The following is a 26,625-nucleotide window of genomic DNA, read 5'->3' as shown; positions in this document are numbered from 1 at the left end:
GTCTATTCCCCTCCTTCGGCGGTCACCGGTTCCGTGGGGCGGACCGCCCCGCCGAAGAACCAGACCGCGCCGCCGATCAGGCCGACGACCAACAATTCCAACCCCATCACGATTCCCAGGGCAACCGGCCCCGCATCCCCGGCGGACGCTGCCCCGATCAGGACGAAGCCCGCCGCGAACGCGCCTTCCCGAACGCCCCATCCCCCGAGCGAGATCGGCAGGGTCGACACCAGGATCGATGTCGGAACGACGATCAGGCAGTCTTCCACGCGATAGGTCAATCCGATCGCATGGGCCGACAGATAGGCCGTCGCAATCACCAGGGCATGCGTCGCCACCGCCAGGGCCAGAACCGGCAGCGCCTCAGACGGCCGGCGCAGCAGCCGGTCGAACAATTGGGCGAAGCGGACGGCGGCGCCGCGCAGCCTGCCGCCGCGCCCGGTTTCGGACAGGCGCGCGATCAGGGCCAGGACGACGACTCCTGCGAGGCCCGCGACGAAGACGCCCGCGAAACCGCCCAGAATGCCGGTGTCCCCGACCCGTTCCAGCAGCAGCGGCAACCCGATCAGGATCATGACGCACAGGCCGATCAGGCCGGTCACGCGGTCCAGAACCACCCCGTTCACCGCCTGGCCGATGCCGGCGCAGAAGGGGCGTACCCGATAGACCCGCATGACATCGCCACCGATAGCGCCGGGCAGGGCCTGATTGAAGAACATGCCTTCCAGATAGAACCGGAAAGACCGCGCGAAGGGCAGGGCGACCCCGTCCATCGCCATCAGGCGGCGCCAGCGCGCGGAGTTGCAGATCAATTGAACGACGATCAGACCCGTCGCGGCGATCAGCAGCAGCGGATCCGCGGCGCGCAGAAGGCTGCCAATCTCTTCCAGATCGATATCCTGGGCGATGAGCCAGAACAGCAGCCCCGTGACCGCGATCTTCAAAGCGATGGCGGCCGGACGGCGCCAGGGGCTTTTCGATGCGGAAGTCTGCGTCATGGACGGCGGGTGCCTCTATCGAAGCGGCCGTGATCGGGGCCGTGAAATTTCGCGGCTGAATACCTGCTCCGTCCCGGGATGGCAACAGAACGGCGTGTGTGGCGTGGCGTCAATAGGCCCGGTCGGTGACAAAGTCGACTAGGTCCGTCATCGACTGTTTGATCGGACCTTTCGGGAAGATGCCCAGGGCGTCGCGCGCCACACTGCAATAATGGCGGGCACGGTCGACTGTATCGGTCAGGGTGCCGTGCGACGTCATCAGGCGCATTGCCTCTTCCAGATCGCCGTCTTCCTGTTCCAGGCGTTCGATCGTGCGGTGCCAGAATTCGCGTTCCGTATCGTCGCCCCGGCGATAGGCCAGGATCACCGGCAGGGTCACCTTGCCCTCGCGGAAATCGTCGCCGACCGTCTTGCCCAGGGCGCGCTGATCGGCGGAATAATCCAGGACATCGTCGATCAACTGGAAGGCGATGCCCAAATTCATGCCATAGCTTTCCAGCGCCTCTTCCTCAGCCGCCGGCCGCTCGGCGACAACGGCGCCGATCCGCGTCGCCGCCGCGAACAGGGTCGCGGTCTTGGACCGGATGACCTCCAGATAGGCTTCTTCGGTCGTGGTCGGCTCGTTTGCCGTCATCAACTGCAGGACCTCGCCTTCCGCGATCACCGCCGACGCGTCGGACAGGATCCGCAGGACGTCCAAGGACCCGTCGGCGGTCATCAATTGGAACGCGCGCGAGAACAGGAAGTCGCCGACCAGAACGGACGCTTCATTGCCCCAGATCGCATTGGCGCTGGCCTGTCCGCGGCGCAGGTCGCTTTCGTCGACCACATCGTCGTGCAGCAGGGTCGCGGTGTGGATGAACTCGACGCAGGCAGCCAGCGCGATATGACGGTCGCCCTCGTAATTGCACAATTGCGCCGATGCCAGGGTCAGGACCGGGCGCAGCCGCTTGCCGCCCGCCGCGATGATATGCCCGGCCAGTTGCGGGATCAGCGCGACCGGGCTCTTCATGTGATCGAGAATATGCTGGTTGACCTTGCGCAGATCACCGTCGATCTGTGCCAGCAGGGTATCCAGATTGGGGCGGCGGTTTTCCGCCTCCGCATCTCGCTTCTCGTTCAGGGGAACAATGGTCGCCACGCGCGCGATCTCCGAACCAAAAATGCCGTAGAAACCGGCCTTTCACTCAGGGCGCAAAATAGCGGAGGCCCCTTGCCGGTCAAGTGCCGGTTTGCCGCAATCGCCTGCTATTCCGCTTCGTTTTCAGGATTGTGACATACGACCTGCAACTTGTTTCCGTCCGGATCGCGGAAATAGGCGCCATAGTAATGCGGGTGATAATGCGGGCGCAGCCCCGGCGCGCCTTCATCCTGCGCGCCCAGCGCCAGCGCGGCCGCATGCACGGCGCGGACGGTCGCCCGATCCGGCGCGATGAAGGCGACATGCATGCCGTTGCCGATTGTCGCCGCCTTGCCGTCGAAGGGCGGCAGGACCCAGACCTGATCCCCGTCGGATTGGCCCCACGCGCCGAAACCCTTGTCTTCGTCGCCGTGGAACCGGCTGTGGCCCAGCAGTTCCATGATCGCATCATAGAAGGGAATGGCTTTCGCACCGTCATTGGTGCCGAGGGTGATGTGGCTGTACATGGCTGAACCGTCCCGGATTTTCAGGTCAAAGGCGATTGTTCCAGCAGCCATTCCCGAAAGGTCCGGGCTGCCGCGTTCAGCCGCGCGTTTGGCGGCGTGATCAGATAATAGGCGTCCTGCATGGGGATGGCGATATCGAATGGCCGAACCAGCCGCCCATCCTTCAAATGGCCGTCGACGATGGGCGAATGCGCCAGCGCAATGGCGGTTCCCTGCCGCGCCATTTCGAAGGTCATGACATAGGTGCTGGCCCAATGCCGCTCAATTTCCATCCCATCCGGCACTCCCGCCGCTATCAGCCATTGGTCCCACCCCTGGCGCAGGCCCGGTGTGTCGATCAAGCGCAGATTGCGCAGATCGCGCAGGTCCCGCGCGGCGGACAGGGTATCCGCGACCCATGGCGCGCAGACCGGGAACATTTCCCCCTGGGCGAATTTCTCGCCGGTCTGGCCTTCCCAACGCCCGGCGCCGAAGCGGATTTCGACACTGGCGTAGGGGGCGACATTCTCGCTGGTCCAGACCGATGTCGCGACATTCAGCCGGATCCACGGATGCAGATCCAGAAACGTGCCCAGCCGAGGGGCCAGCCAGAAGATGGTGAAGGCCATGTTGGCGTGAATGTCCAGCCGGGCGTCCTCGTCCTGACCCACAAGGGCCGCGGTCTCGGATATCAGCGTTTCAAAGGCGGACTGGACGGCGGGAAGATAAACCCGTGCCGTATCGGTGAGCTGCAGGCTCCGCGCCCTTCGGATAAACAGGGTCCGGCCCAGTGTGTCTTCCAGGGCCTTGATCTGTTGGCTGACGGCCGATTGGGTGATGCCCAGTTCGATTCCGGCGGTGGTGAAACTCAAATGGCGGGCCGCCGCCTCAAAGCTGCGCAGCCAGTTCAAGGGGGGCAGTTGACCGGGTCGCATGCGACACTCCTGACAATCGGTGATGTTGGATAAGTTTAGCATTAGCTGAGATAATGAATAGGGTTCAGTTTATTCGTTTGTCCCGTAACGCCGCCGGCCGCATGCTCCGCCTCGACTTGCAGCCATAAACGAAAGGGCCAGCCAAATGTCCGTCAGCCAGTTGTCCGAAGCCAGACCCGCCGATCTGCCGCACCGCCAGGAGCGTGAGGATCTTGCCTGTGCATTCCGCTGGACGGCGCGCCTGAACATGCATGAAGCGGTAGCCAACCATTTCAGTGTCGCCGTCTCGAATGACGGCAACGAATTTCTGGTCAACCGCTATGGCCGCCACTTCTCGAAGATGCGGGCCAGCGACATCATGCTGGTCGATGCGCGGGTCGAACCCGAAGGCATGGGCGACGTGATCGACCCGACCGCCTATTGCATTCATGGCGCGATGCACCGGAACAACCCGCAGGCGCGTTGCATCTTGCACGTCCATTCGAAATACGCGACGGCGCTGTCCGCCCTGAAAGACACGTCGATCCCGCCGATCGACCAGACGACGATGCGCTATTACAACCGCGTCGCGGTCGATACCGGTTTTGACGGGATGGGCCTGGGCGACGAGGCGGAACGGCTGTCAGGCGTGCTCGGCAACCGGTCGGTCCTGCTGATGGGACAGCACGGCGTGATGACGGTCGGGGAGACGGTCGCCAAGGCGTTCGACGAATTGTACTATTTCGAACGCGCCTGCGAGACGCTATTCCTTGCATTGTCCAGCGGCCGGGACCTCAATGTCGCCAGCGATGCGGTGGCGGAGAAGACGGCGCAGCAATGGTCGGAGTATCCCGGTGCGGCGGAAAAGCATTTCCAGGCGCTGCGCGATATTCTGGACGAGGAGGAGCCGGATTACAGGAATTGATCCCGGCCCCTTCTGCGAACGAAAGGGTTTTGGGGTTATGACTGTGGATTCCGTTGTTATCGTCGGTGCCGGCCAAAGCGGCGGGCGAACCGCCGCGCTGCTGCGTCAGGAAGGGTATGAGGGCGCAATCGTCCTGATCGGTGCGGAGCCGCACGCCCCCTATGAACGCCCGCCGCTGTCGAAGGCGGTGCTGAAGGGCGAAAAGGAAGCCTCCCACTGTTTCCTGTACGACGACGGTTTCTATGCGGAAAACCGGATCGATCTGATGACCGGACGCCGTGCCGTCGCGATCGATCCGGCCGCCAAATCCGTGCGGCTGGATGACGGATCGGACCTGCCCTTTGGCGCGTTGGTTCTCGCCACCGGTGGGGTCGTAAAACGGCTGCCCCTGACGGGCGCCGACCTGAAGGGGATCCATGTCGTCCGAACGCTGGAAGACAGCGCCGAATTGGGTGCCGATCTGAAACCCGGCGCCAAGGTCGCGGTCATCGGCGGCGGTTTCATCGGCCTGGAAACCGCGGCCAGCGCGCGGCAGATGGGGTGCGATGTAACGGTGCTGGAAGGCGCGCCGCGCATTCTGGGCCGGTCCGTGCCACAGGAAGTGGCCGACGCGGTGGCCCGATTGCACACGGAACACGGCGTCAAGATCGACCTGAATGTCCGGATTGCCGGGTTCTCGGGAAACAATGGCCGGGTGACCGCGATCGAGTTCCAGGATGGCTCAGCAATGCCCTGCGACGCGGTCGTCATCGGCATCGGTATCGCCCCGGATGTCACGCTGGCGGAAGCGGCGGGTATTCCCTGCGAAGACGGCATTCTGGTGAATGAATTCGGCGCGACCCGTGTCGACGGAGTCTACGCGACGGGGGATTGCGCCCGGGCGGTGAACCCGCATTACGGTGAAACGATTCGGCTGGAAAGCTGGCAGAATGCCGATATGCAGGCCCGCACCGTCGCGCGCAGCATTTGCGGCAAGCCGGACGCCTATGCACCGGTGCCCTGGCTCTGGTCCGACCAGTATGATTGGACACTGCAGACCGCCGGCCTGCCCAGCAAATGCGACACGGTCGTCACGCGGGGCTCGTTTGACGAGGGCGGAATTGTCTTCTTCACCATCCAGAACGGTGTTCTGACCGGGGTCGCCGGGTTCGGCCCGGTATCCATGATCGCCAAGGATGTGAAGGTCGCCCAGATGATGATGGAGCGCGGTGTCACGCCGGATCCGGCGCAATTGGCCGATCCGTCCCTGCCGCTGCGCAAGATCATGAAAGCCGCCTGATCCGTCACCGGCCGACCTCGGGCAAAAACTCTCCGCAGGACACTTTCGGTTAGCAATATATCTCGCTCTGATTAGACTACCTTCGGGTCAGTCGAGGGAGAGCGGTCGTCTTGTCGCGGTTTCGGATCGGGTTCGTTGCGCTTCTGCTGGTGCTGTCGGCAGCGTGCGCCGCCACAGCGGGCGCGGAAACCCTTCGTCCCGTCGTCCTGCAATTGCAATGGCACCATCAGTTCCAGTTCGCGGGCTATTACGCCGCGGTAGAACAGGGCTATTACCGAGAGGCGGGTCTGGATGTTTCCATCCGACCGGCCCAGGGCGAGGTCGATCCTGTCGAGGCGGTGATTGAAGGCCGCGCCCATTTCGGTGTCAGTTCCAGCGATCTGGTCGTCGCGCGGTCCAAGGGGCGGCCGGTCGTCGTTCTGGCGCCGATCTTTCAGCATTCGCCCTTCGCCCTCGTCACCTTGCAATCCCGGGGCTTCGACAATGTCCAGTCATTGGCTGGGCAGCCGTTGATGATCGAGTCCCATGGCGCGGAATTGCTGGTTTTCATGCAGGACGAAGGCCTGGATGGCGATGCGCTGAACCGGCGGCCGCATAGCCATACCATCGCCCCCTTGCTGGACGGCCGGGTCGCAGGCATGTCGGCCTATGTCACCGACGAGCCCTACGCGCTTCGGGAATTGGGAATTCCATACAACATCATTACACCACGGTCGGGTGGTATCGATTTCTACGGTGACACATTGTTCACCAGCGAGGCACTTCTGGACGACGACCGCGCCATGGTGGAGGCCTTCCGAACGGCCAGCTTGAAGGGCTGGGATTACGCGATGGCGCATCCGGAAGAGCTAGTCGATCTGATCCTCAGCGACTACAGCCGCGATCAAAGTCGGGCGCATCTGCTGTTTGAGGCGGCGGAGACGCGGAAACTGATCCTGCCGGCGATCGTCGAAATCGGGCACAGCAATCCGGGGCGCTGGCGGCATATGGCGGACATCTTCGCGCGGGCCGGCATGCTGGAAGATTCTGTCGATTTCGATGCCTTCTTGTATCGGCCCCTGGCGTCTTTGCCTGCCTGGGTGCGGCCGGCGGTTCTGGGGGGCATCGGTGGCACAGTCCTGTTCGCGGGGATGGCGGCGGCAATCGGGTTCATGGCGCTGCGCCTGCGCCGGGAAGTCGCGCAACGCCGCGCCGCCCAGGCGGAACTGGAGCGCATGGCCCTGACCGATCCGCTGACCGGCCTGGAGAATCGCCGTAGCTTCTTCGCTGTCGTGGAGCGTGAATTGGGGCGCGCCGAACGCAGCGGGGGCGCGCCAGGCTTGATCCTCCTCGACCTGGACCACTTCAAGAATTTGAACGACACGATGGGGCATCCGGCTGGGGACGCGGCGCTGCAGGCCGTCGGGGCCTGTCTGCACGATATCGTGCGCCCGTCCGATGTCGCCGCGCGTATGGGGGGCGAGGAATTCGGTCTGCTGATCGCGGAGGGCGGCGGCGGGGCGCTGGCGCAAATCGCTGAGCGTGCCCGTCGGGAGATTGGGGCGCTGTCCCTCGATTGGAACGGTCAGACCGTAACGGTGACCGCCAGTTTCGGGACGGCTCTGCGCCGGGAGGGGGATACGCCCAACAGCCTTTACGAACGTGCGGACCATGCCCTGCGGGCCGCCAAGGAGGGTGGTCGGAACAGGGTGGAGGCGGCGGCGGACTGATCGCATGCCGCGCCGTGCGGCGAGGCCGGGCGCGGCTACCTGTCGCGAGTTCCGCTGCTTGCCCTGGACCGGTAAAACCGCTACCAAACCGGCGTTTCATTCGCATTTCCCGCAGGCGACCCCAGCAACCATGACCGACGGCCCTTCCAAGACGCTGCTACCGGACGGATTGCGTGACGTCCTCCCCCCGGAGGCGACGCGCGAGGCAACCGTGATGCGTGGCCTGATCGACCGTTTCCGGGCATCGGCTTATCGTCGGGTTGACCCGCCGCTGGTCGAATTCGAAGACAGCCTGCTGGACGGCGCCGGCGCGGCGACGGCCCCGCATACCTTCCGCCTGATGGATCCGGTATCCCAGCGAATGATGGGGCTGCGCGCCGACATGACGGGGCAGGTCGCCCGAATCGCCACGTCCCGGCTGGTTCGCGCGCCGCGCCCGCTGCGTCTGTGCTACGCCGGACCGGTCTTGCGTGTCCGCGGGTCGCAACTGCGCCCGGAACGCCAGATCACTCAGGCCGGGTGCGAATTGATCGGCGCCGATTCGCCGGAAGCCGATGCGGAATTGATCGAAGTTGCCGTCGATGCGCTGTCCGCCGTCGGTGCCGCCGATCTCTCGGTCGATATCAGCCTGCCGACTGTCGTGCCGGCCGTTTGTGACGCACTGGGACTGTCGCGGGAAGAACGCCGGTCGGCGCGTGTCGCGCTCGACCGCAAAGACGCTCACGACGTCGCGGCGCTGGGCGGCCAGGCCGCGGAGCGGCTGGGTGCGCTGCTCGATGCCTGCGGTCCGGCGCGCCGTGCGCTCGATACCTTGAACGGCATTGAACTGCCACCGGCGGCGGTCGCGGAACGGGAGCGCCTGGCGCGGGTTCTGGAACTGCTGGATGCCGCAGCACCGGATCTGAGCGTGACCGTCGACCCGGTCGAACATCGCGGCTTCGAATACCAGACCGGCCTCAGCTTCACGCTGTTTTCGAAGGGCGTACGGGGAGAGCTGGGCCGTGGCGGGCGGTACCATGCCGGCCAGGGCGACGGCGAACCGTCCAGCGGGTTTTCGCTCTATCTCGATTCCGTGCTGCGGGCCGTGCCGGAGTCTGGGGAGGGCGATACGGTCTTCCTGCCTTATGGCCTGCCTCCCAAGTCGGCTGCGGCGCTTCGCGCGGACGGCTGGTGCACACTGGCGGCGCTGACCCCGGTGGCGGATATTCAGGCCGAGGCGCGCCGCCTGGGCTGCAGTCATGTTTTCGATCCGGCGCGCGGGGATGGCCCCACGGCCCTGGACGAACTTTGAGGACCTGAACGATGACGAATGTGGTGGTGATCGGCTCCCAATGGGGCGACGAGGGCAAGGGCAAGATCGTGGACTGGCTGTCCGAACGCGCCGATGTGGTCGTGCGGTTCCAGGGCGGTCACAATGCCGGGCATACCCTCGTCATCGACGGCAAGGTCTACAAGCTGAGCCTGCTGCCGTCCGGTGTCGTGCGGCGCGGTAAGTTGTCCGTCATCGGCAATGGTGTCGTGGTCGACCCATGGGCCCTGATGGAAGAAATCGAACGGGTCCGCGCCCAGGGCGTTGAGATCAGCCCGTCCAGCCTGATGGTGGCCGAGAATGCGTCGCTGATCCTTCCGGTGCACCGGGACCTGGACCATGCCCGCGAGGCTGCGCGCGGCGAGGCAAAGATCGGCACGACCGGACGCGGCATCGGTCCGGCCTATGAAGACAAGGTCGCGCGCCGCGCGATCCGCGTCTGCGATCTGGCGGATCCGTCCACCCTGCCGGACCGGGTCAATGCGCTGCTGCTGCACCACAACGCGCTGCTAAAAGGCATGGGGGCGCCGACGGTCGACCCGGATGCCCTGATCGCGGAACTGGAAGAGATCGCCCCGAAACTGCTGCCCTATGCCGGGGTCGTGTGGAAGAAGCTGGAAGACCTGCGCCGCAAGGGCCGCCGCATCCTTTTCGAAGGTGCGCAGGGCGTGATGCTGGACGTCGATCACGGGACCTATCCTTTCGTAACCTCGTCCAACACCGGGTCCGGCCAGGCCGCGACGGGATCGGGCATGGGTCCGGGTGGCGTTGGATATGTGCTCGGCATCACCAAGGCCTATACGACGCGTGTCGGTTCGGGCCCGTTCCCGACGGAACTGACAGACGCGATCGGCGATCGGTTGGGCGAACGGGGCCGCGAATTCGGCGTCGTCACCGGCCGGAAGCGGCGTTGCGGCTGGTTCGACGCGGTTTTGGTCCGTCAGGCGATGAAGGTCGGCGGCGTCAATGGGATCGCTCTGACCAAGCTGGACGTCCTGGATGGGCTGGAAAGCCTCAATGTTTGTACCGGCTACCGGATCGATGGGCGCGACTATGACCATCTGCCGTCCTCGACCGCGCTTCAGGCCCGGGCGACGCCGATCTATGAGACGATGGAAGGCTGGCAAGAAAGCACGTTCGGTGCCCGGAGCTGGGCCGATCTACCCGCGACGGCGATCAAGTATATCCGCCGCATCGAGGAACTGATCGAAACGCCGGTCGCCCTGCTGTCGACCAGCCCGGAACGAGACGACACGATCCGCGTCCACGACCCGTTCGAGGATTGAAGCAACACGCGTCGTTTTTCCGTTCATTCCCAGGCCCTTTGATTGGCGTCGAATCGTGATACGTGCGACGCTGTTGGCTTAGGCTGCCACACAATGGGGAGACGACCGGAAAATGGCCCTGAAGGTCAGTGGTGGCGGAGGCGGCGCGGAACCGGCAATGTCCACCGCGCGTATCGTCGACGTCAGAGACCGGTACGAGATCGATTCCGGAAAACCGTTACCGGAATTCGATTCCCAGCCGGCGGTCGCTTATTCTTGTTCTCATAAGCGCGATTCCAAACGCAGCCTCTATGCGCTGGTATGCGATCCGAAACTGCCGCCGCGCTTCGACGTGGTCAGCGTGCTGCGCCGCATCGATCACCGCAACCTGATCCGGGCATTGGACTGGGACGTTGTCGACTGGCCACCCGAGGGACGCCGCTGTCCAGTCGTCATACTGGAACGGCCCGTTGGCAAAAGAGTGATGGCGAGTTTGGAGACCATGACGGCCCCGATGCAGGAGGAGCGCGTCACCCGCCATTTCATCGAGCCGATCTGTCAGATCCTTCGGGAAATGCATGCTCTTGGCACGCATCACCGCATGATCCGGCCGGACAATCTGTTCTGGATGAACGACGAGCAGCGTGAAATTCTGATTGGCGAGTGCTTCTCGGCCCCGGCCGGGGTGACCAGTCCCATCGTCTACGAAACATTGGAATGCTCGCTCGCCTCCGCCGCGGGGCGCGGTGAGGGCGGGCCGGAAAACGATCTCTATGCCGTCGGGGTGACAATCCTGGCGCTCCTGACCGGGCAAAGCCCGCTGATCGGCAAGTCCGACGACGAAATCATCCGCCTGAAACTGAATGTCGGATCCTACGCCGCGATGGTACAGAACCACCGTGTGTCTTTGACCATGATGGAGCCGTTGCGGGGACTTCTGAACGACCATCCGGACGAGCGCTGGACGGTGGAAGAACTGTCGCTATGGCTGAACGGCAGGCGCCTGTCGCCGAAACAGCAAGCGATGCCGACCAAGGGATCGCGGGCGCTGACAATCGCGGGAATGGATTTAACGACATCGCGCGAAATAGCCCATGTCATGCACAGGAATTGGGACCAGGCGATCGTTCTGGTGAATTCCGGTGCGTTGGATACCTGGTTGCGGCGGTCTCTGGGGGAAGACGACAGGGTTGAGGCGGTGAACCTGGCCAAGTCCATCGGCAACGACAATCAGGACCGGCTTGTTGCGCGTGTCCTGATCGCGCTGGATCCGGATGGCCCGATCCGGTTGCGCGATTTTTCGGCGACCTTGGAAGGGATTTCGAGCCTGATCGGCGCATTCGCGGATGATGCACAGGCGCGGCAGCTCTTTGGTCAGGTTGTTTCCTTCGGCTTGGTCAATTTCTGGCTGGACCAGCAGCGCGGGATGGAACCGTCGCATATCCGACAGATGAACAGGCTCGACAAGGTGAAGCCGATCCTGAACCAGACCGGACTGGGTTTCGGCATGGAGCGGGTGGTTTATGAAATGAACGGCGGACTGCCCTGCCTGTCGCCCCTGTTCGAGCGGGACTTTGTCGCGACCATCGAACATCTGATGCCGGCATTGGAGAGGCTTTGCGCGTCGGACGACCGGCCCCAGCGGTTGATTGATCGTCATATCGCTGCCTTCCTGGGCACCAACTTCAAGCGAGCGATCGGCGGCGAGTTGCGCGATATCGACCGCGCCGCCGACGAAGAGGAAGGGCGGATCGCCCAGGTTCGGATCCTGTCCAACTTGCAGGACGCGTTGCACCGGAATGTCACCTTCCCGCATCTCTGCGCCTTCAGCGCCGCCCTGCTGGAGCCGGCGGTCGAACGGTTCCACAGCCGCGAGCGCCGGAAATCGGTAAGGTCCCGGCTGCGCAAGGTCGCGAAATCGGGCCGGCTCAAGGACCTGTTGGATATTATCGACGACACGCAGGAGGTTTCGAAAGATCAGACCGCCTTCGACAAGGCCTGCATGGACTATGCGAAATCGACGCGCGATCTGATCAATTTGATGCATGACATCAATAACAAGGGCAGGCTTGCGGAAGAGCTCGGCGGCCAGCTGGCGGGCGCGGCGGCGCTCTTGGGCTGCGTCGCGACGGTGGCGCTTGCCGGTTTCGCGACTTTCTTCTAGTCGGGTAGGATCAGCGGATGGAGATGGTCAGGTAAGATGGCGCGTTCCCCGGACAATCAACTGGTCGACGAGATCGGCTCCGCCCGCGCGCCGCAACCCGCGACGGCCCCCGTCAACCGCGATAATGGGAAGAACAAGGGTGGGGGCGCCAAGAAGAAGCGCTCGGCCGGGTATTACACCATCATCATGGCGTTCTCCTGCCTGATCTGCCTGTTCTTCTATGAGACGGTGATCCTGCTGGCCGTCGGCATGTTGCCGACGGGCGTGGCCCATCTGATCGACACGCATCCCCGGCGCTATGCGACAAAGACGGTGGCCTGGACCAACTTGGCCGGCGCGCTGATCATCGCATTCGAATTGTGGGGCGGGGACGTGTCCCTGACATCGACCTTTGAGCTGCTGGGTGACCCGATGAACTGGATCATCATGCTGGGCGCCGCCGGCGTCGGCTGGGGCATCCATTTCGTCGTTCCAGGCATGGTGCTCCGTTACCTGGACCTGTCGCTCGATATGCGTCGCAAATCGATCAAGGAAGGTCAGAAAGATCTGGAAAAGGAATGGGGCATGGACGTGCGCAAGGCAGCGCCCCTGGACGAACTGGCGGTGGTCGAAGCCGGGCCGACCGCCGATGACGATGATGACAATCCCGACGCATTGAACGGCAACGGGAACGGCAACGGGAACGGCAATGGCCTGGACAATGGCGATTACGGCGCTATCGACGGCAAAACGGGAACGGGCGGCTAGTCCGCTGGACCAACCGCCCGTTTAGTTCGTCGCAGTCCGCAAGGACGCCGGATCAGGCCGTCTGCAGCTTCTGTTCCATCGCCTTGTTGCGCATGGACCGCTGCAGTTTCTCAAACGCCCGCACTTCGATCTGGCGCACCCGTTCCCGGCTGATGCCGTATTCCTGGCTGAGATCTTCCAGCGTCTTGGGATCGTCCTTCAGGCGCCGTTCGGTCAGGATATGCCGTTCGCGGTCGTTCAGATTGGTCATGGCCTGCGCCAACATCTGACGGCGCATGGACAGTTCCTCGCTGTCGGCCAGTACGGTCTCCTGGCTGTCGCTGTCATCTTCCAGCCAATCCTGCCATTCGCCGTCGCCATCGGCGCGCAGCGGCGCGTTCAGGGAATTGTCGCCGCCCGCCAACCGGCGGTTCATGGTCACGACATCCTGTTCCGGCACGTCGAGTTCCTGGGCGATCTTCGTCACCGTCTCCGGTGCAAGGTCGCCTTCTTCCAGTGCCTGCAGGCGGCCCTTGATCTTGCGCAGGTTGAAGAACAGTTTCTTCTGAGCCGCGGTGGTGCCCATTTTGACCAGCGACCAGGAATGCAGGATGTATTCCTGGATCGCGGCGCGAATCCACCACATCGCATAGGTCGCCAAGCGGAATCCGCGTTCCGGGTCGAAGCGCTTCACCGCCTGCATCATGCCGACATTGCCTTCGGAGATCAGCTCCGCCACGGGCAGGCCATATCCGCGGTAGCCCATGGCGATTTTCGCCACGAGACGCAAATGACTGGTGACCAGTTGATGGGCGGCATCACGGTCTTCGTGCTCACGCCAGCTCTTGGCCAGCATGTATTCCTGATCCGGCTCCAACATCGGGAACTTGCGGATCTCGTCGAGATAGCGCTGCAGATTACCTTCCGGGGTCAGCGCAGGAATATTTGCGGTATTGGCCATGATGTCTCTCCCCAACAATGCCGGCGCGCGATCCGCCAGCTTAGGTACCGATCCGAGAGATAGGGTTTCGGACCCTGCTATTCAAGATGCGGCGTCACGGATGATCAACATTTCCCATTCACCTTGTCGTGAAGGGAAATGAATATGTCGTATTCACCCTAATTTTGTTCCGCTAGTGTCAAATGGGATTGCGGCGGAACTATGGCTGCGGCAAGACCATGCTATGACCATAGGCAAGGGCAACACAACACAAGGGATCGAAAGGAAGTCAGGTCTTTGATTTGGTGCGAAGAGCAGGATTGGCTCTATGAGGTTTTCGACCTGACCACCGATCCCGGCGAATTCGGCGCGCATGCGGATTTCGTCCGAATATGGGCCGCGAAGCTTGCGCCCGGCAAACTGCCGCTGAAATCGGAATTCGGTTTCGAAGACTTCCGCGGCTGGTGGGGCTGGATCACCATGGGCGAACTGCTGGATCCGGAGGGGGGCACAATGCGTTACCGCCTCTGGGGCTCGCATATCGCCGAACTGACGCGGCTTGAAATGACCGGCAAGACCATGCAGCAGCAATATGGCGAACGGATCGACGCGACGAACTATAACGAGTTCGATCTGGCCTTTATCCAGCGTCTGGTGCGCGAACCGGCAATCGGACGTCAGTCCGGGCCGGTGGATTGGGACATTCCGGATTATCAGCGCATGTCGACCCTGCGCCTACCGCTTAGCCGAGACGGAAGCCGCGTCGACTATCTGGTCAGTGCTGTGATTGCGACTTAGTCGTATGCGCAAAATTCGTGTAAAATCAATGGCTTGCAAGTCGTTATCAGTGGACTTTTGCGCGGTGTTCCGTCACATTGTCCACAACCAATCACAGAATCGAAGGGATGGCGAAGATGCAAGGTAACCCCCGCGTCATCGAACAACTCAACACGATCCTTAAGAACGAGCTGACGGCGATCAATCAGTATTTCCTGCATGCGCGCATGTTGAAAGACTGGGGATTCAAGCGCTTGGCCCATAAGGTCTATGAAGAATCCATCGGCGAAATGAAACACGCCGATTATCTGATTGAGCGGATTTTGATGCTGAACGGTCTTCCCAATCTTCAGGATTTGGGACGCCTTAAGATCGGCCAGAACGTTCCGGAAATGTTTGAATGCGATCTGGCGCTGGAAATGGCCAACCAGGCTGCGTTGAAGGAAGCCATTCCGATCTGCGAAGAAACCCGCGATTTCGTCAGCCGGGAAATCTTCGAGAAGATCTTGGACGATACCGAAGAGCATATCGATTGGCTGGAAACGCAGCAGTCCCTGATCGAAAGCACGGGCCTGCAGAACTATCTCCAGGAACACATGTTCGGCGAGGATTCTTCGTCCTCGTAAGCGATCCAAGGGCCGGAATAAGGGCTGGTCTAAGGGCTGGGGCGCGTTACGTCTGCGCCCCGCCGCCCGATCCGGTCAGAGAATCCAGCGCCGGTCCCCGTCGTTCGGGGCGTTGGATTTTGGTGTCGTGCCGTCCGTAAAGGACCTGTCGGTTCGCACCTTCTGATCCGCGTCATGCCCGCGATCCCGCGCAGTGGCCTCCGCCATCCGGATCCAACGGGTCATCGTGCGGAAGGTGAACATGCTATTCGGCGGGCACCGGCATGGCGGCGGCCTTACGGCTCCAAATCATTTCTTCGATTGTTTCGGCGCACATTCCGCAATTCGGGCGCACACCGCATGCGGCGTAAACGGATTCCGGATCGTTGTGGCCGTTATCAATCGCTTCGGCTACCCGGTCGGAACAAACCGCATTGCAGATACAAACATACATCGCGCGGACAACCTCCTGAACCTTACCCTCAAGTAGGTAATGTCCTTGATAATGATTGTCAATTGCGTTGATAGGCGTTCGCAACTACCCCGAGGCGAGCCCCAAATCCATGCGAAGCTTCAAGTAGTCGTCCGGCGGTTCCGACGCGAAAGACAGATCCTTGCCCGTGACCGGATGCCGGAAGGCGAGGGTGGCCGCATGCAGCGCCTGACGCGGGAACGCGTCGGCCGCCATGCGCTTCTCCTTCGACAGCGCCGCCCTGCGCGTCCGTGTCGACCGGCCGTACAGCGGATCGCCGATCAGCGGATGGCCCGTACTGGCCATATGGACGCGGATCTGATGGGTGCGGCCGGTTTCCAGCCGGCATTCGATCTCGGCCACCGCCATGTCGGACTGGGCCAGCAGCCGGTAATGGGTGACGGCGGTCTTTCCGCTGAATTCGCTGACGGTCGCGAACCGGATCCGGTCGGTCGGGTGGCGGCCGATATTCTGGTCGATCGTTCCCTGAACCGGTTCCGGTACGCCGATTACGATGGCGCGATACAGGCGTTCGATGGCGTGCTCGGCGAACAGCGCCGCTAGTCCGGCATGGGCCTTGTCGCTCTTGGCCGCGACCAACAGGCCGGACGTATCCTTGTCGATCCGATGGACAATACCGGGGCGCAGCACCCCGCCGATCCCCATCAAACTGTCGCCGCAATGATGCAGCAACGCATTGACCAGGGTTCCGTCGCGATTGCCGGGGGCGGGATGCACGACCATACCGGCCGGCTTGTCGACCACGATCAGATGAGCATCCTCATGCAGGATGGTCAGCGGGATCGCCTGCGGTTCCGGCAGGGCGGCTTCCGGCGCCGGGACGGTCACGGTATAGCCCGCACCGCGTTTGACCCTCGCCGAGGCGTCGGATACTGTCGCGCCGCTTTCCGAACGGACGTAGCCATCCTTCAGCAGGGCTTGGACCCGGCTTCGGGACAGATCGGGCAGCGCATCGGCCAGATACCGGTCGAGGCGCGTGCCTTCCGCTTCGTCCGGGACGGTCAGCACGACCGTGTCATTCGCGCCGTCGGCCGGCCCGTCCAGTTCCGGGCCGTCATCGTCTTCGAGAATGTCGTCGGTCATCATTGTCACCTTTCGCTCCGGTTGGCAGCGCCGGAAACACAGGACTTTCATTCATGGCCCAGAACGATTTTGATCCAAACGAGAACCCGGTCCGCGCCAATCGCGGCATCGTCATCGTCGTGGCGACCCTGGGCGTTCTGATCGTCCTGGGATTGGGAGGGCTGGTATACGGCATCGCGATGAAGGCGGGCAAGCTGGGTTCGTCGGATACGCCGCAATCGGCGCAGAATGACGCGGCCACGCCGGCTCCGGTGGCCCCGATGTCGGTCCCGACCCCGTCTGTTCCAACATCCGCTCCGGGGATTGTGTCCATGACGGCAGATGCCGGAATTCTCTACATTCATATCCGCACCGATGAAGGCCGCGACATGGTGCGGGCCTATGATCGACAAGGCGTGACGCTGTTCGAAATCGAACCCGCTGCGAAGTAGCGGTAGGGCCCTACCGGCCCATTTGAAGGGATCGCCGGTAACTTATTACCCCGATTATCAATTTTAGCGCGTTTCCGCACTTACCTTCGGTAACGGAACCGACTAGGCTGTGTCCGGATGCGGGTTAGTCGAGCGGAATTGTGACGCAATCTTCAAACGGTATATTTCGGGTACCGGTACATGTCTTTCTGATCGCCGTCGGGCTAATCATGCTGGCGGTTGTTGGGGGCAGCATCGCCACATTGGGCTACAACGCCATGAACCAGGCGCTTCGCGCGGCCCTGGAGGATCAGTTCGATAGCCTGACCATTCTGATGCGGGAACGTGGGCGACGATTGGTGGATCCGATCGGGGCGCAATTGGGTGTTCTGATTCACGACCCGCTGTCGTCGGCGACAAGTTTGGAGGGGCGCTTGGCGCGCCTGCCGGTGCTGGCAGAGACGCTGCGCATGAACGGCACAGTGGTGTCGGTCTATGCGGGCTATCCCAATGGGGACTTCATGCTGGTTCGGAAGATTGAGACGGACGAGGATGTCAGCCGTTTCAATGCCCCGGAAGGCAGCCGTTTTCTGGTTCAAACGATCACGGAACAGGAAAATGGGGACCGAAGCGGCGCTTATCGCTTCTACGACCAAACCCTGCGCCTTATCCGGTACGATCCGCGCGACGACTACACCTATGACCCACGGACGCGGCCCTGGTACCGCGACAGCCAATTTACGAATGTTCAGAAGCTCAGCGAGCCCTATGTCTTCTTTACCACCCAGGAAATCGGCATAACGGTCTCGCGCCGCTCGGCGGATCGGGGCGCAATCCTGGGGCTGGATGCGACCATCGTGCGCCTGGCATCGGAAATCGCATCGATCCGACCCAGCAGCGGGTCCGAGGTCGCGATCTTGGATAGCGAAGGACGGATGATCGCCTATGAGGATCTGTCCAAGGTCATATCGATACATGGCGATGGCCGTATAGGGCGATTGCATGTCAGCGACCTGGGCGTGCCCGTTCTGGCGCGCATCGCCCAAAGCGAACGCCTGCTTGGACCTGCGCGCAGCGGCACAATCGAGGTGGACGGTGCGAACTGGGCCTATTCCAACGGGCCGCTGGATATCGGGCTTGCCGAACCGGCACGTATCCTACTGGCCGTGCCGGTCCATGAAATGTTCGCTGCCTCACGGCAGATCATTCAGGTGCAGGGCGCCTTCGTTGTGCTGGTTCTGGTGCTGGGCATTCCCATCGGTTGGCTGCTCGTTCGGCGGATTTCCAAGCCGCTTAAGGAACTGGCCCAGGATGTCCGGGCGCTGGCGGCATTCGAATTCGACGAGCCGATTCAGGTCGACACCCGAATCCGGGAGGTCGCCGAACTGTCGATCACGATCGACAATCTACGCTACACGATTCAGCGTTTCCTGGAGATCAACCGTGCGATTGCGGCAGAGGAGGATTTCGATGCGCTGTTGCGCCGGTTGCTGGACGAAATCATCGCCACGACGGACACTGAGGCGGGGATTCTTTATCTGACCGATGCCGAGGGCGCGCGACTGGTGCCGCACGCGTCCCGCACCGATGACGGTCACGATCTGGATTTCCCGATTCCTGACGTCCTTCTAAGCCGCCGCAACAACGTCATTGTTCGCTCTATCGCCGACGAGAACGCCGAAAGCGCCGCCGCGTCGCCACTGGAACTGGAACGTTGTGGCCTAGCCGGCCTGCCAGAAAAGATGACGGAGCCACCGCAATTCCTGTTGGCGGCGCCGCTGTACAATCGCCAGAAGGAGCTGGTCGGCGTTCTGTTGCTGATCGAATCCCACGCGATGGACCCCGCCCTGGTGCGCTTTACCGAGGCGCTTTCAGGCTCGGCGGCCGTATCGGTAGAGGCGCGGCAGTTGATCGCCGCCCAAAGGGAACTATTCGAAAGCTTCATCCAGATGATCGCCGGCGCGATCGACGCCAAGAGCCCTTATACCGGCGGCCATTGTGCCCGGGTGCCGGAGTTGACGAAGATGCTGGCCGCGGCGGCGGACCGTTCCGACGATGGTCCCTTCGCGCGGTTCAAACTGTCCGAGGATGACTGGCAGGCGATCCATGTCGCGGCCTGGCTGCATGATTGCGGTAAGGTCACGACGCCGGAATTCGTGGTCGACAAGGCGACCAAGCTGGAGACGATCTATGACCGCATTCACGAAATCCGAATGCGGATCGAGGTCATGAAGCGCGAGGCGGAGATCGGATTTCTGCGCCGTGTCCTGGCGGAAGGCGGCGATCCCGCCGACGATGCCGATTTGCGCCGACAGCAGTCCGAATTGGACGCGGATTTCGCCTTCCTGGCGGAGTGCAATCTGGGCGGCGAGTTCATGTCCCCGGAACGCGTGGAGCGGATCGAGGCCCTGTCGCGCAAGACATGGACCCGTACGTTGAGCGACCGACTAGGCGTGTCTCATGCCGAGAAGGCGCGTATGGACGCCGTGCCGGAAAGATCGCTGCCGGCCGAGGAACCGCTGCTTTCGGACCGGCCGGAACACATGTTCGCCCGGCCCGAAGCCGACAAGCTGTCGCCGGACAATCATTGGGGCTTCAAGATGGATGTTCCCGAGCTTCTGTATAACCGGGGCGAGGTGCACAATTTGAAGATATCGCGCGGGACGTTGACCGAGGAGGATCGCTACAAGATCAACGAACACATCGTGCAAACGATCAAGATGCTGGACCGTCTGCCTTTCCCGAAACATTTGCGCAATGTCCCCGAACTGGCCGGCGGCCATCACGAGAAGATGGATGGGACTGGCTATCCCAAACGGCTGAGCAAGAACGACATGTCGCCGGTCGCGCGGATGATGGCCATCGCCGACATTTTCGAGGCGCTGACCGCCGTCGACCGGCCCTACAAGAAGGGCAAGACCCTTTCGGAAGCGTTGAAGATCATGACTTTCATGGTCAAGGATCAGCATGTCGATCCGGACCTGTTCGACCTGTTCCTGACGTCGGGCATCTATATGGACTATGCGCTAAAGTTTCTGCGTCCGGACCAGATCGACGCGGTCGATCCGCAGGATTACAGGGTCAGCGCCCCGGCAGCGGAATAACCGGACCTTCGCCGGGGATCGCTGCGAACCGGCCTTCGGTCCAATCGCTCTTCGCAGCCTCAATCCGCTCCTTCGATGTGGATACGAAATTCCAATACATGTGCCGCGGCCCGTCCAGTGGCTCGCCACCGCACAGCATCAGGCGGGCGCCTTCCGGACCGGCATGGATCGTGACCGCCGTGCCGGAGGTCAGCACGGTCATCAGGCTCGGACCGAACTGGGCCCCGTTCAGCCGGAAATCACCGGCCAGGCCATAAACGGCCCGTTCCGGCGTCTCCTCCGGCAGGTCCAGCGTCGCGCCCGGCTCCAGCGCGATGTCGGCGTAAAGCGTGTCCGTCGGTGTCACCACCGGGGATTCCATGCCCCAGGCGCGGCCGACGATCAGTGCCGCCCGGACGCCGTCCCCAATCAACCATGGTATCTCCGTCGACGGGTAATGCTGAAAGGAAGGTTCGCAATCTTGCTCGGTTTCCGGCAACGCGATCCAGGCCTGAATGCCCGCCACCCGGGCACCGTTCCGCCTCTCGCTGTCGGGGGAGCGTTCGGAATGAACCACGCCGGACCCTGCGGTCATCCAATTGACTTCGCCGGGCCGGATGGTCTGGACCGATCCCAGACTGTCGCGATGGACGATCTCTCCCTCGGTGAGCCAGGTTATGGTCGACAGGCCGATATGGGGGTGCGGGCCGACATCCAGAAACTGCCCGTTCTGAAAGACCGTGGGCCCCATTTGGTCGAAAAAGACAAAGGGGCCAACGGACCGGCGCTGGGCCACCGGAAGGACGCGGCGGACCTCGAACGCCCCGATCTGGCGGGATCTGGGCTCGATGACCAGATCGACCGGGCGGCAATCGTCGCCTCGGCATAGGGCTTCGGGGGCGTCGTGGTGGCTCATATTTCGCGCATCCTAGAATCTGCCGGAAAGGCTTGTCCGTATGGCCGGTGGCCCGCGCCCTTCAAAACGAAAGGACGCGCGACCCTGCACCGTCCTCCTGCGCCAGCAAGTCGGCCAGGATAGGCTGGTCCTCGGCGATCGTCTCGTCAATCGGCCAGATCGGGTTCAACAGGATCATGCCGCTGCCGGTCAGGCCCGCGTCTTCGCGTTCCGGCGGACGGGTCCAGATCTCGCAGCGCAGCCGACCCCGCTCAGCGGGCGGCAGTTCGCGCGCCAAGGTGTCTCCCAGGCTCAGGGTCTTGATCGGATACCAGATCGCGACGCTGCCGGTGGCGAAGCGCTTCATGCCGTCGGTCACGGCCTTGACGATGCGGGAGACGTCGTCGCGGTCTTCATAGGGCGGGTCGATCAATGTCAGTCCCCGCCGCTCCTTCGGCGGCAGCAGCGATGGGATCGCGTCATACCCGTCTCGGTGATAGGATTTCGCGTTCCGTGCCTCGCGCAACGTCTCCCGAAGCAGCGCCGCCTGACCCTCATGGGCCTCGACAGCCGCCAGCCGGTCGTCCGGCCGCAGAAGATGCGCGATTAGCCACGGAGAGCCCGGATACCATCGCAACCCGCCTTCCGGATTCAACTGGCGGATCGCTGTCAGCAGCGGCGAAAAAGAGTCCGGAACGGCGGTGCTGTCGATCAGCCGCCCGATCCCGTCCGCCGCCTCGCCGGTGCGGCCGGTCTCCTCGCGTGCCAGATCGTAGAAACCGGCCCCGGCATGGCTGTCCAGGACGAAGAAGGGTTTATCCTTCGCGGCCAGCCGGGCAAGCAGCAGCGTCAGAATCCAGTGCTTATGCACATCGGCGAAATTGCCGGCATGGAACGCGTGTCGATAGTTCACGATACGCCGATCAATAGAGGCCGCTGGGCGCGGTTTGCGGCTGGGTCACGCCCGTGGAGTCCGGCAGGGAGCTGGGAATTGGGGACGTATCGACGGCGCCTTGACCGTTCACCACTGGGCCGTCTTCCGACACGACGGGCAGGATCGGCGCGCCGGTACCGGAGATGATGACGGAATCCGACTTCGCGCCCGGCTCTGTTCCGGCCTTGAAGGCCTCGGTTATGACTTTGCCGCTGGATGGCGTTGCAAGCTTGCCGGTCTCGGCGTCGATCCGAACCATGCGGATGCCCGGTGGCGTTCGGAAGGGAATCGCCGGTTTGTCGGCCAGTGCGACTTCCATGAAAGATTTGAACACTGGCGCAGCGACCGACGATCCGGTTTCCTGCCCGCCCCAGGGTTGGTAGCCCAGTGGGATGGGATTGTCGAAGCCGATGAAAACCCCGACAGCAAGGTCCGGGGAGAAGCCAATGAACCAAGAATCCTTGGAATCGTTCGTGGTTCCGGTCTTGCCGCCCAGGGGTTTGCCGATCTCGGCAATCCGGCGGCCGGTGCCACGCAGAACAACCCCTTCCAGCATTGTGACGATCTGATAGGCGGAAGCCGGGTCGGTGATCTGCGGACGGACGTCCGGCAATTGCGGTACCGCTTGATTGTCCCAATAGGCAGCGTCGCATCCCCCGCAGTCCCGTTCGTCATGGCGGAACACGGTTCGACCGTTGCGGTTCTGAATTCGGTCGATCAGCGTCGGGGTGATCTTCTTACCGCCATTCACCAGGGCGGCGTAGGCGGACACCATATCGATCAGACGAACGTCCGCGGCGCCCAGTGACATGGACAATTGGGCCGGCATGTTCGCCATGATCCCAAATCGCTCTGCGGTTTCCGCAACTTTGTCCATGCCGATTGCCTGGGCCAGACGCACGGTCATCAGGTTCCGCGATTTTTCGATGCCGATCCGCATCGGGGAGGGGCCATAGAACTCGCGTGAGAAGTTCGATGGCTTCCACTTACCCAATCCCTCGCCCTGATCGATCACGAACGGGGCGTCCAGGATGATGGTCGCCGGCGTATAGCCGTTTTCCAACGCCGTCAGATAGACAAAGGGTTTGAAGGAGGAGCCGGGCTGGCGGAGGGCCTGAGTTGCGCGGTTGAACTGACTGGTCTCGAAGCTCCAGCCCCCGCTCATTGCCAAGACACGCCCGGTATGCGGGTCCATCGCGACGATGGCGCCGTTCACTTCGGGAATCTGGCGCAGGGAATAGGTGCCGTCAGGATACTGAACCGGCGGATCGCCCTCTTTCGCCGGTGGGCCTTCACGGACCGGTTCGACCAGAATAATGTCGCCCGCGGTCAGCACATCGCCGACCTGTTTGATCGACGGGCCGACGGTCCGGCGCTCGTCTTCGTTCGGCTTACGCGCCCAGCGCAGCTCGGCCAGCGGCAATGTCCCGGTGGAACCGTCGGGCAGACCGATATCAGCCGAATCCGCATGGACCTTCAGAACGGCCGCCGTGTCCCAGTTCAGCGTGCCGCTGGGCTTTTCAAACGCCGTCAGTGCCGGATGCCAGGGTTCGTCGCTGCCGATCCGTCCCACCGGACCGCGATAGCCGTGCCGGTGATCATAGGCGATCAGGCCGTCGCGCAGGGCCGAACGGGCGATCTCCTGTAAGTTCGGATCCAGGGTGGTGCGAACCGAAAGGCCACCTTTATAGAGACCGCTCTCGCCGAAGCGGTCGTCCAACTCGCGCCGGACCTCCTCCAGAAAATACCCGGCGTCGACAAGGTCGACTTCGGCATGGGTTTTGACGTCCAGCGGTTCCGCGCGGGCAACCTTGGCTTCCTCGGCGGTGATGTAGCCTTCTTCCAGCATACGTCCGACGACCCAGTCGCGCCGGCCGATGGCGGCTTCGCGACGGCGGATCGGGTGGTAATTGTTGGGTGCCTTGGGTAGGGCGGCAAGATAGGCGATCTCGGCCACCGTCAACTCGTCCAGGCTTTTGTCGAAGTAGTTCAGCGCGGCGGCGGCGACGCCATAGGAGCCGTAGCCCAGATAGATTTCGTTCAGATAGAGTTCGAGAATCCGGTCCTTGTCCATCGCCCGTTCGATGCGCAGGGCCAGGATCGCCTCGCGGATCTTGCGCCGAATCGACACCTCGTTGGTCAGAAGAAAGTTCTTTGCAACCTGTTGGGTGATCGTGGACGCACCGATCACGCGCCGGCCCTGCAGATAGTGGACGACATTGGTGACGACGGCGCGCATCAACGCCTGCAGGTCGACACCGAAATGATCGTAAAAATGCTGGTCTTCCGCCGCGATGAAACCTTGGCTCACCCGGCGGGGAATGGCGTCGATCGGCACGAAGACTCGCGGCTCGACCGCGAACTCGGCCAGCAGGCGCCCGTCCCCGGCATGGACGCGGGTCGAAGTCGGCGGCTCGTAATCAGCCAGGTATTTGTAGTCCGGCAGGTCCTTTCCGTACTCCCAGAACGCCCAGCCCACGGTGCCGACGCCGACGACACCGGCCAGCAGCCCGAGGAAAAACAGATACAGAAAGGCACGCCTTACAAATCGCATAATTGTCTCAACCGGTTACACACATTACGCCCGATCTTGGTCGAGCATCCCTTAAACTATAGGAAGCGGTAGGGCGATTCCATGACGCAATTGCGGCATCGGAACGAAGCTCGAAGATCCCCGGATCAGGACCGTTCCAACGTTTCCTTGCGGTCGAAATAGAGGTCTATCGCCCTAACCATGCCGGCGGCCATCTTCTCCCGGTGCGCGTCAGAAATCAGGTTCGCCTCATCCGACCGGTTCGACAGATAACCCAGTTCGATCAGGACCGACGGGACATTGGGCGATTTCAGGACCGCGAACCCGGCAAACCGGTGGGGATTGCGCAGCAATTGAACCGATTTCTTCATCTCATCGACCAAGGCTTCGGCGAACAAGGCGCTGCTCTGTTTGACGCTTTGCTGGGCCAAGCTGATCAGGATCGATGTTACATCTGCCTCATAACCGGTCAGATCCGTTCCCGCCAGGACGTCGGACAAGTTCTCTTTCTTGGCCAAGTCCTCGGCCTCTCGGTCGGATGCCTTGTCCGACAAAGTATAGACCGACAGGCCTCGTAAATTGCTGCTGTTATGGGAATCCGCGTGGATTGACAGGAACAGGCCGGCATTGACGGAATGGGCGACCTGGTACCGGTCGCGCAGCGGGATGAAGATATCCCGGTCTCGGGTCATCACCACGTCGTAGCGCCCGGTGCTTTCCAGAACCCGTTTCAGGGTTTTGGCGAAGGACAGAACAACATTCTTTTCATAGATGCCGCTGGATCCGATGGCGCCGGGATCGACGCCGCCATGGCCGGGATCGATCACGATGATGCGCTTCGACGAGTCGGTCGGCGGCGCGGCCACCGTTGCGGTCGGGCTGGTGCGCGACAATTCGGCTGCATAGGCCGCCCAGGAAGCCGATTCCTCAGGCTCGGCGCTTTGGATCGTTCGCGCCGCGGGCGCCAGGTCCACGACCACACGCGGCCCGGCGCCGCCGCCGGCGCCCAGCACGAAATGCTTCGCGACAGAGGCCGGGGCCGCCAGATCGATGACGACGCGCGTGATGCCCGGCTTGAACAAGCCATGGCGATACCCGCTGATCAGGCCGCGCCCTCCGGCCTGTCCGGATTTTGGACCCCGCCAGTCTACCGAGGGCAGGTCGATTACGATGCGGTCGGGGTTGGCCAGGGTGAAAATCTTGTAGGGAACGCCTTGGGTGAACTCCAGGACGAAGCGCGTCTGACCGTCGTGCAGGCCGATCCGGGCGTCGGACAAGGCCGGTCCTTCGGCGCGGACCACCGCGCCGTTCGCAAACGTCAGCCCGACCGCCAGCGTCAATATCGCTGCGATCCGAACGACGCGGTCGAACCGGATACCAAGGGGCATAAGCACCGTGCCTTCGCCTGCGCTGCCATTCCGTGCGCCCATATCCACCTTGTATGGCCCGAGTCGCCGCAAAGTTCAAAGGCCAAGAGCGGCTTTTCCGCGCGCCGATTCGGTTTGGACCGACTTTCTGAAATTGGTGCGCGAATTGCGTTGTTAAAGATCGAAGCGGCGGATAGTCTGAGCGACGAGAGAGTCCGTTTCGTGTCCGCCGCAGGGGCGAACGGCAGCGCCGGAAGATGGTCGCGCCGCTCGTCTGAATTTCCAAACTGCGGGACGGGCGCGGGGGTGGCATCCGAAGCTCTGCGTCCCTCCTGCTTCAATTACGGGCATGGTCGGCGCGAGGGAGGCCACAGGGCGCGACGCTCCGCCGAACGGCGTGCATGAACTTTTCGAAAAGAAGGTTTCTGGACGCCGGGAAAAGATTTTCGGCGCCGCCGGTCCTTTGCCGTGCCCCAAAATTCCGGGGCCTTGCCAATGGAAGCGGAAGCGCCGGGCATTGGACAGATAATTCGAGACGCGCAAGCGATATGATGAAACCAGCGAGCATCTGCACACCGGCCCCGGGCGCG

At 62.5% G+C, this 26,625-nt stretch carries 22 protein-coding genes; 11 read left to right on the top strand and 11 right to left on the bottom strand.

Annotated elements, in window-relative coordinates; translation table 11 throughout:
* Positions 1 to 2: 2 nt before the first annotated feature.
* From ACO06O_RS01125 to ACO06O_RS01110, 4 genes are all read right to left on the bottom strand, one after another.
* Positions 3 to 998, bottom strand: coding sequence for a lysylphosphatidylglycerol synthase transmembrane domain-containing protein (locus tag ACO06O_RS01125; protein ID WP_421875412.1), 996 nt, complete (start codon positions 996 to 998; stop codon positions 3 to 5).
* A 109-nt stretch (positions 999 to 1,107) separates the two neighbouring features.
* Entirely contained in the window at positions 1,108 to 2,139 is a 1,032-nt protein-coding gene (locus ACO06O_RS01120) for a polyprenyl synthetase family protein (protein ID WP_420417740.1), read from the bottom strand.
* A gap of 107 nt (positions 2,140 to 2,246) precedes the next feature.
* Complete coding sequence (locus ACO06O_RS01115) at positions 2,247 to 2,696, bottom strand: VOC family protein (RefSeq protein ID WP_421875410.1); 450 nt, start codon at positions 2,694 to 2,696, stop codon at positions 2,247 to 2,249.
* Positions 2,666 to 3,559 carry a LysR substrate-binding domain-containing protein gene (locus tag ACO06O_RS01110; protein WP_421875408.1) on the bottom strand — a complete coding sequence of 298 codons (894 nt, stop codon included), beginning with the start codon at positions 3,557 to 3,559 and terminating at the stop codon, positions 2,666 to 2,668. The genes ACO06O_RS01115 and ACO06O_RS01110 overlap by 31 nt, the downstream gene beginning before the upstream one ends.
* A gap of 145 nt (positions 3,560 to 3,704) precedes the next feature.
* Between ACO06O_RS01110 and ACO06O_RS01105 the strand changes: the two genes are divergently transcribed.
* From ACO06O_RS01105 to ACO06O_RS01075, 7 genes are all read left to right on the top strand, one after another.
* Positions 3,705 to 4,463: a class II aldolase and adducin N-terminal domain-containing protein gene (locus ACO06O_RS01105; RefSeq protein WP_420417737.1), complete on the top strand. Its 759-nt coding sequence runs from the start codon at positions 3,705 to 3,707 to the stop codon at positions 4,461 to 4,463.
* Between the two features lie 37 nt (positions 4,464 to 4,500).
* The gene (locus ACO06O_RS01100) at positions 4,501 to 5,742 is read left to right on the top strand and encodes an NAD(P)/FAD-dependent oxidoreductase (RefSeq protein ID WP_421875406.1); all 1,242 of its coding nucleotides are present in this window, start codon (positions 4,501 to 4,503) and stop codon (positions 5,740 to 5,742) included.
* A gap of 110 nt (positions 5,743 to 5,852) precedes the next feature.
* Entirely contained in the window at positions 5,853 to 7,451 is a 1,599-nt protein-coding gene (locus ACO06O_RS01095; protein ID WP_421875404.1) for an ABC transporter substrate-binding protein, read from the top strand.
* Between the two features lie 130 nt (positions 7,452 to 7,581).
* A complete protein-coding gene (locus ACO06O_RS01090) occupies positions 7,582 to 8,742 on the top strand; it encodes an ATP phosphoribosyltransferase regulatory subunit (RefSeq protein WP_421875402.1) in 1,161 nt (386 codons plus the stop codon).
* An 11-nt stretch (positions 8,743 to 8,753) separates the two neighbouring features.
* Complete coding sequence (locus tag ACO06O_RS01085) at positions 8,754 to 10,046, top strand: adenylosuccinate synthase (RefSeq protein ID WP_421875400.1); 1,293 nt, start codon at positions 8,754 to 8,756, stop codon at positions 10,044 to 10,046.
* 112 nt (positions 10,047 to 10,158) lie between these two features.
* Positions 10,159 to 12,189 (top strand): protein kinase domain-containing protein, encoded by a 2,031-nt coding sequence (locus ACO06O_RS01080; protein ID WP_421875398.1) that lies wholly within the window; start codon positions 10,159 to 10,161, stop codon positions 12,187 to 12,189.
* Between the two features lie 36 nt (positions 12,190 to 12,225).
* Entirely contained in the window at positions 12,226 to 12,936 is a 711-nt protein-coding gene (locus ACO06O_RS01075; RefSeq protein WP_421875396.1) for a hypothetical protein, read from the top strand.
* 52 nt (positions 12,937 to 12,988) lie between these two features.
* On the opposite strand, the gene rpoH is transcribed toward ACO06O_RS01075, so the two are convergent.
* On the bottom strand, positions 12,989 to 13,876 hold the full coding sequence (gene rpoH, locus ACO06O_RS01070; RefSeq protein ID WP_421875394.1) for an RNA polymerase sigma factor RpoH: 888 nt from the start codon (positions 13,874 to 13,876) through the stop codon (positions 12,989 to 12,991).
* Positions 13,877 to 14,152: 276 nt separating this feature from the next.
* On the opposite strand from rpoH, the gene ACO06O_RS01065 reads away from it, so the two are divergent.
* Positions 14,153 to 14,653, top strand: a complete 501-nt coding sequence (locus ACO06O_RS01065; protein ID WP_421875392.1) for a hypothetical protein — start codon at positions 14,153 to 14,155, stop codon at positions 14,651 to 14,653.
* A 116-nt stretch (positions 14,654 to 14,769) separates the two neighbouring features.
* A complete protein-coding gene (gene bfr, locus ACO06O_RS01060) occupies positions 14,770 to 15,258 on the top strand; it encodes a bacterioferritin (protein ID WP_421875390.1) in 489 nt (162 codons plus the stop codon).
* A gap of 244 nt (positions 15,259 to 15,502) precedes the next feature.
* On the opposite strand, the gene ACO06O_RS01055 is transcribed toward bfr, so the two are convergent.
* Positions 15,503 to 15,691, bottom strand: coding sequence for a (2Fe-2S)-binding protein (locus ACO06O_RS01055; RefSeq protein ID WP_420417727.1), 189 nt, complete (start codon positions 15,689 to 15,691; stop codon positions 15,503 to 15,505).
* Positions 15,692 to 15,775: 84 nt separating this feature from the next.
* Complete coding sequence (locus ACO06O_RS01050; RefSeq protein ID WP_421876421.1) at positions 15,776 to 16,816, bottom strand: RluA family pseudouridine synthase; 1,041 nt, start codon at positions 16,814 to 16,816, stop codon at positions 15,776 to 15,778.
* Positions 16,817 to 16,866: 50 nt separating this feature from the next.
* On the opposite strand from ACO06O_RS01050, the gene ACO06O_RS01045 reads away from it, so the two are divergent.
* A complete protein-coding gene (locus ACO06O_RS01045) occupies positions 16,867 to 17,244 on the top strand; it encodes a hypothetical protein (RefSeq protein ID WP_421875388.1) in 378 nt (125 codons plus the stop codon).
* 209 nt (positions 17,245 to 17,453) lie between these two features.
* A complete protein-coding gene (locus ACO06O_RS01040) occupies positions 17,454 to 20,327 on the top strand; it encodes an HD domain-containing phosphohydrolase (protein ID WP_421875385.1) in 2,874 nt (957 codons plus the stop codon).
* Here ACO06O_RS01040 and ACO06O_RS01035 read toward each other — a convergent pair.
* From ACO06O_RS01035 to ACO06O_RS01020, 4 genes are all read right to left on the bottom strand, one after another.
* A complete protein-coding gene (locus ACO06O_RS01035; RefSeq protein WP_421875383.1) occupies positions 20,305 to 21,222 on the bottom strand; it encodes a pirin family protein in 918 nt (305 codons plus the stop codon). The genes ACO06O_RS01040 and ACO06O_RS01035 overlap by 23 nt on opposite strands.
* A 61-nt stretch (positions 21,223 to 21,283) precedes the next feature.
* The gene (locus tag ACO06O_RS01030) at positions 21,284 to 22,114 is read right to left on the bottom strand and encodes a 23S rRNA (adenine(2030)-N(6))-methyltransferase RlmJ (RefSeq protein WP_421875381.1); all 831 of its coding nucleotides are present in this window, start codon (positions 22,112 to 22,114) and stop codon (positions 21,284 to 21,286) included.
* Between the two features lie 10 nt (positions 22,115 to 22,124).
* On the bottom strand, positions 22,125 to 24,689 hold the full coding sequence (locus ACO06O_RS01025) for a penicillin-binding protein 1A (protein WP_421875379.1): 2,565 nt from the start codon (positions 24,687 to 24,689) through the stop codon (positions 22,125 to 22,127).
* A 125-nt stretch (positions 24,690 to 24,814) separates the two neighbouring features.
* Complete coding sequence (locus ACO06O_RS01020; protein WP_421875377.1) at positions 24,815 to 26,056, bottom strand: N-acetylmuramoyl-L-alanine amidase; 1,242 nt, start codon at positions 26,054 to 26,056, stop codon at positions 24,815 to 24,817.
* Positions 26,057 to 26,625 lie beyond the last annotated feature (569 nt).

The organism is Pacificispira sp. (genome assembly GCF_965228185.1).
Lineage (GTDB): Bacteria > Pseudomonadota > Alphaproteobacteria > UBA8366 > Aestuariispiraceae > Pacificispira.
Note: the sequence above shows the minus strand (reverse complement) of the source record. Positions and strands in the feature narration are given on the sequence as shown.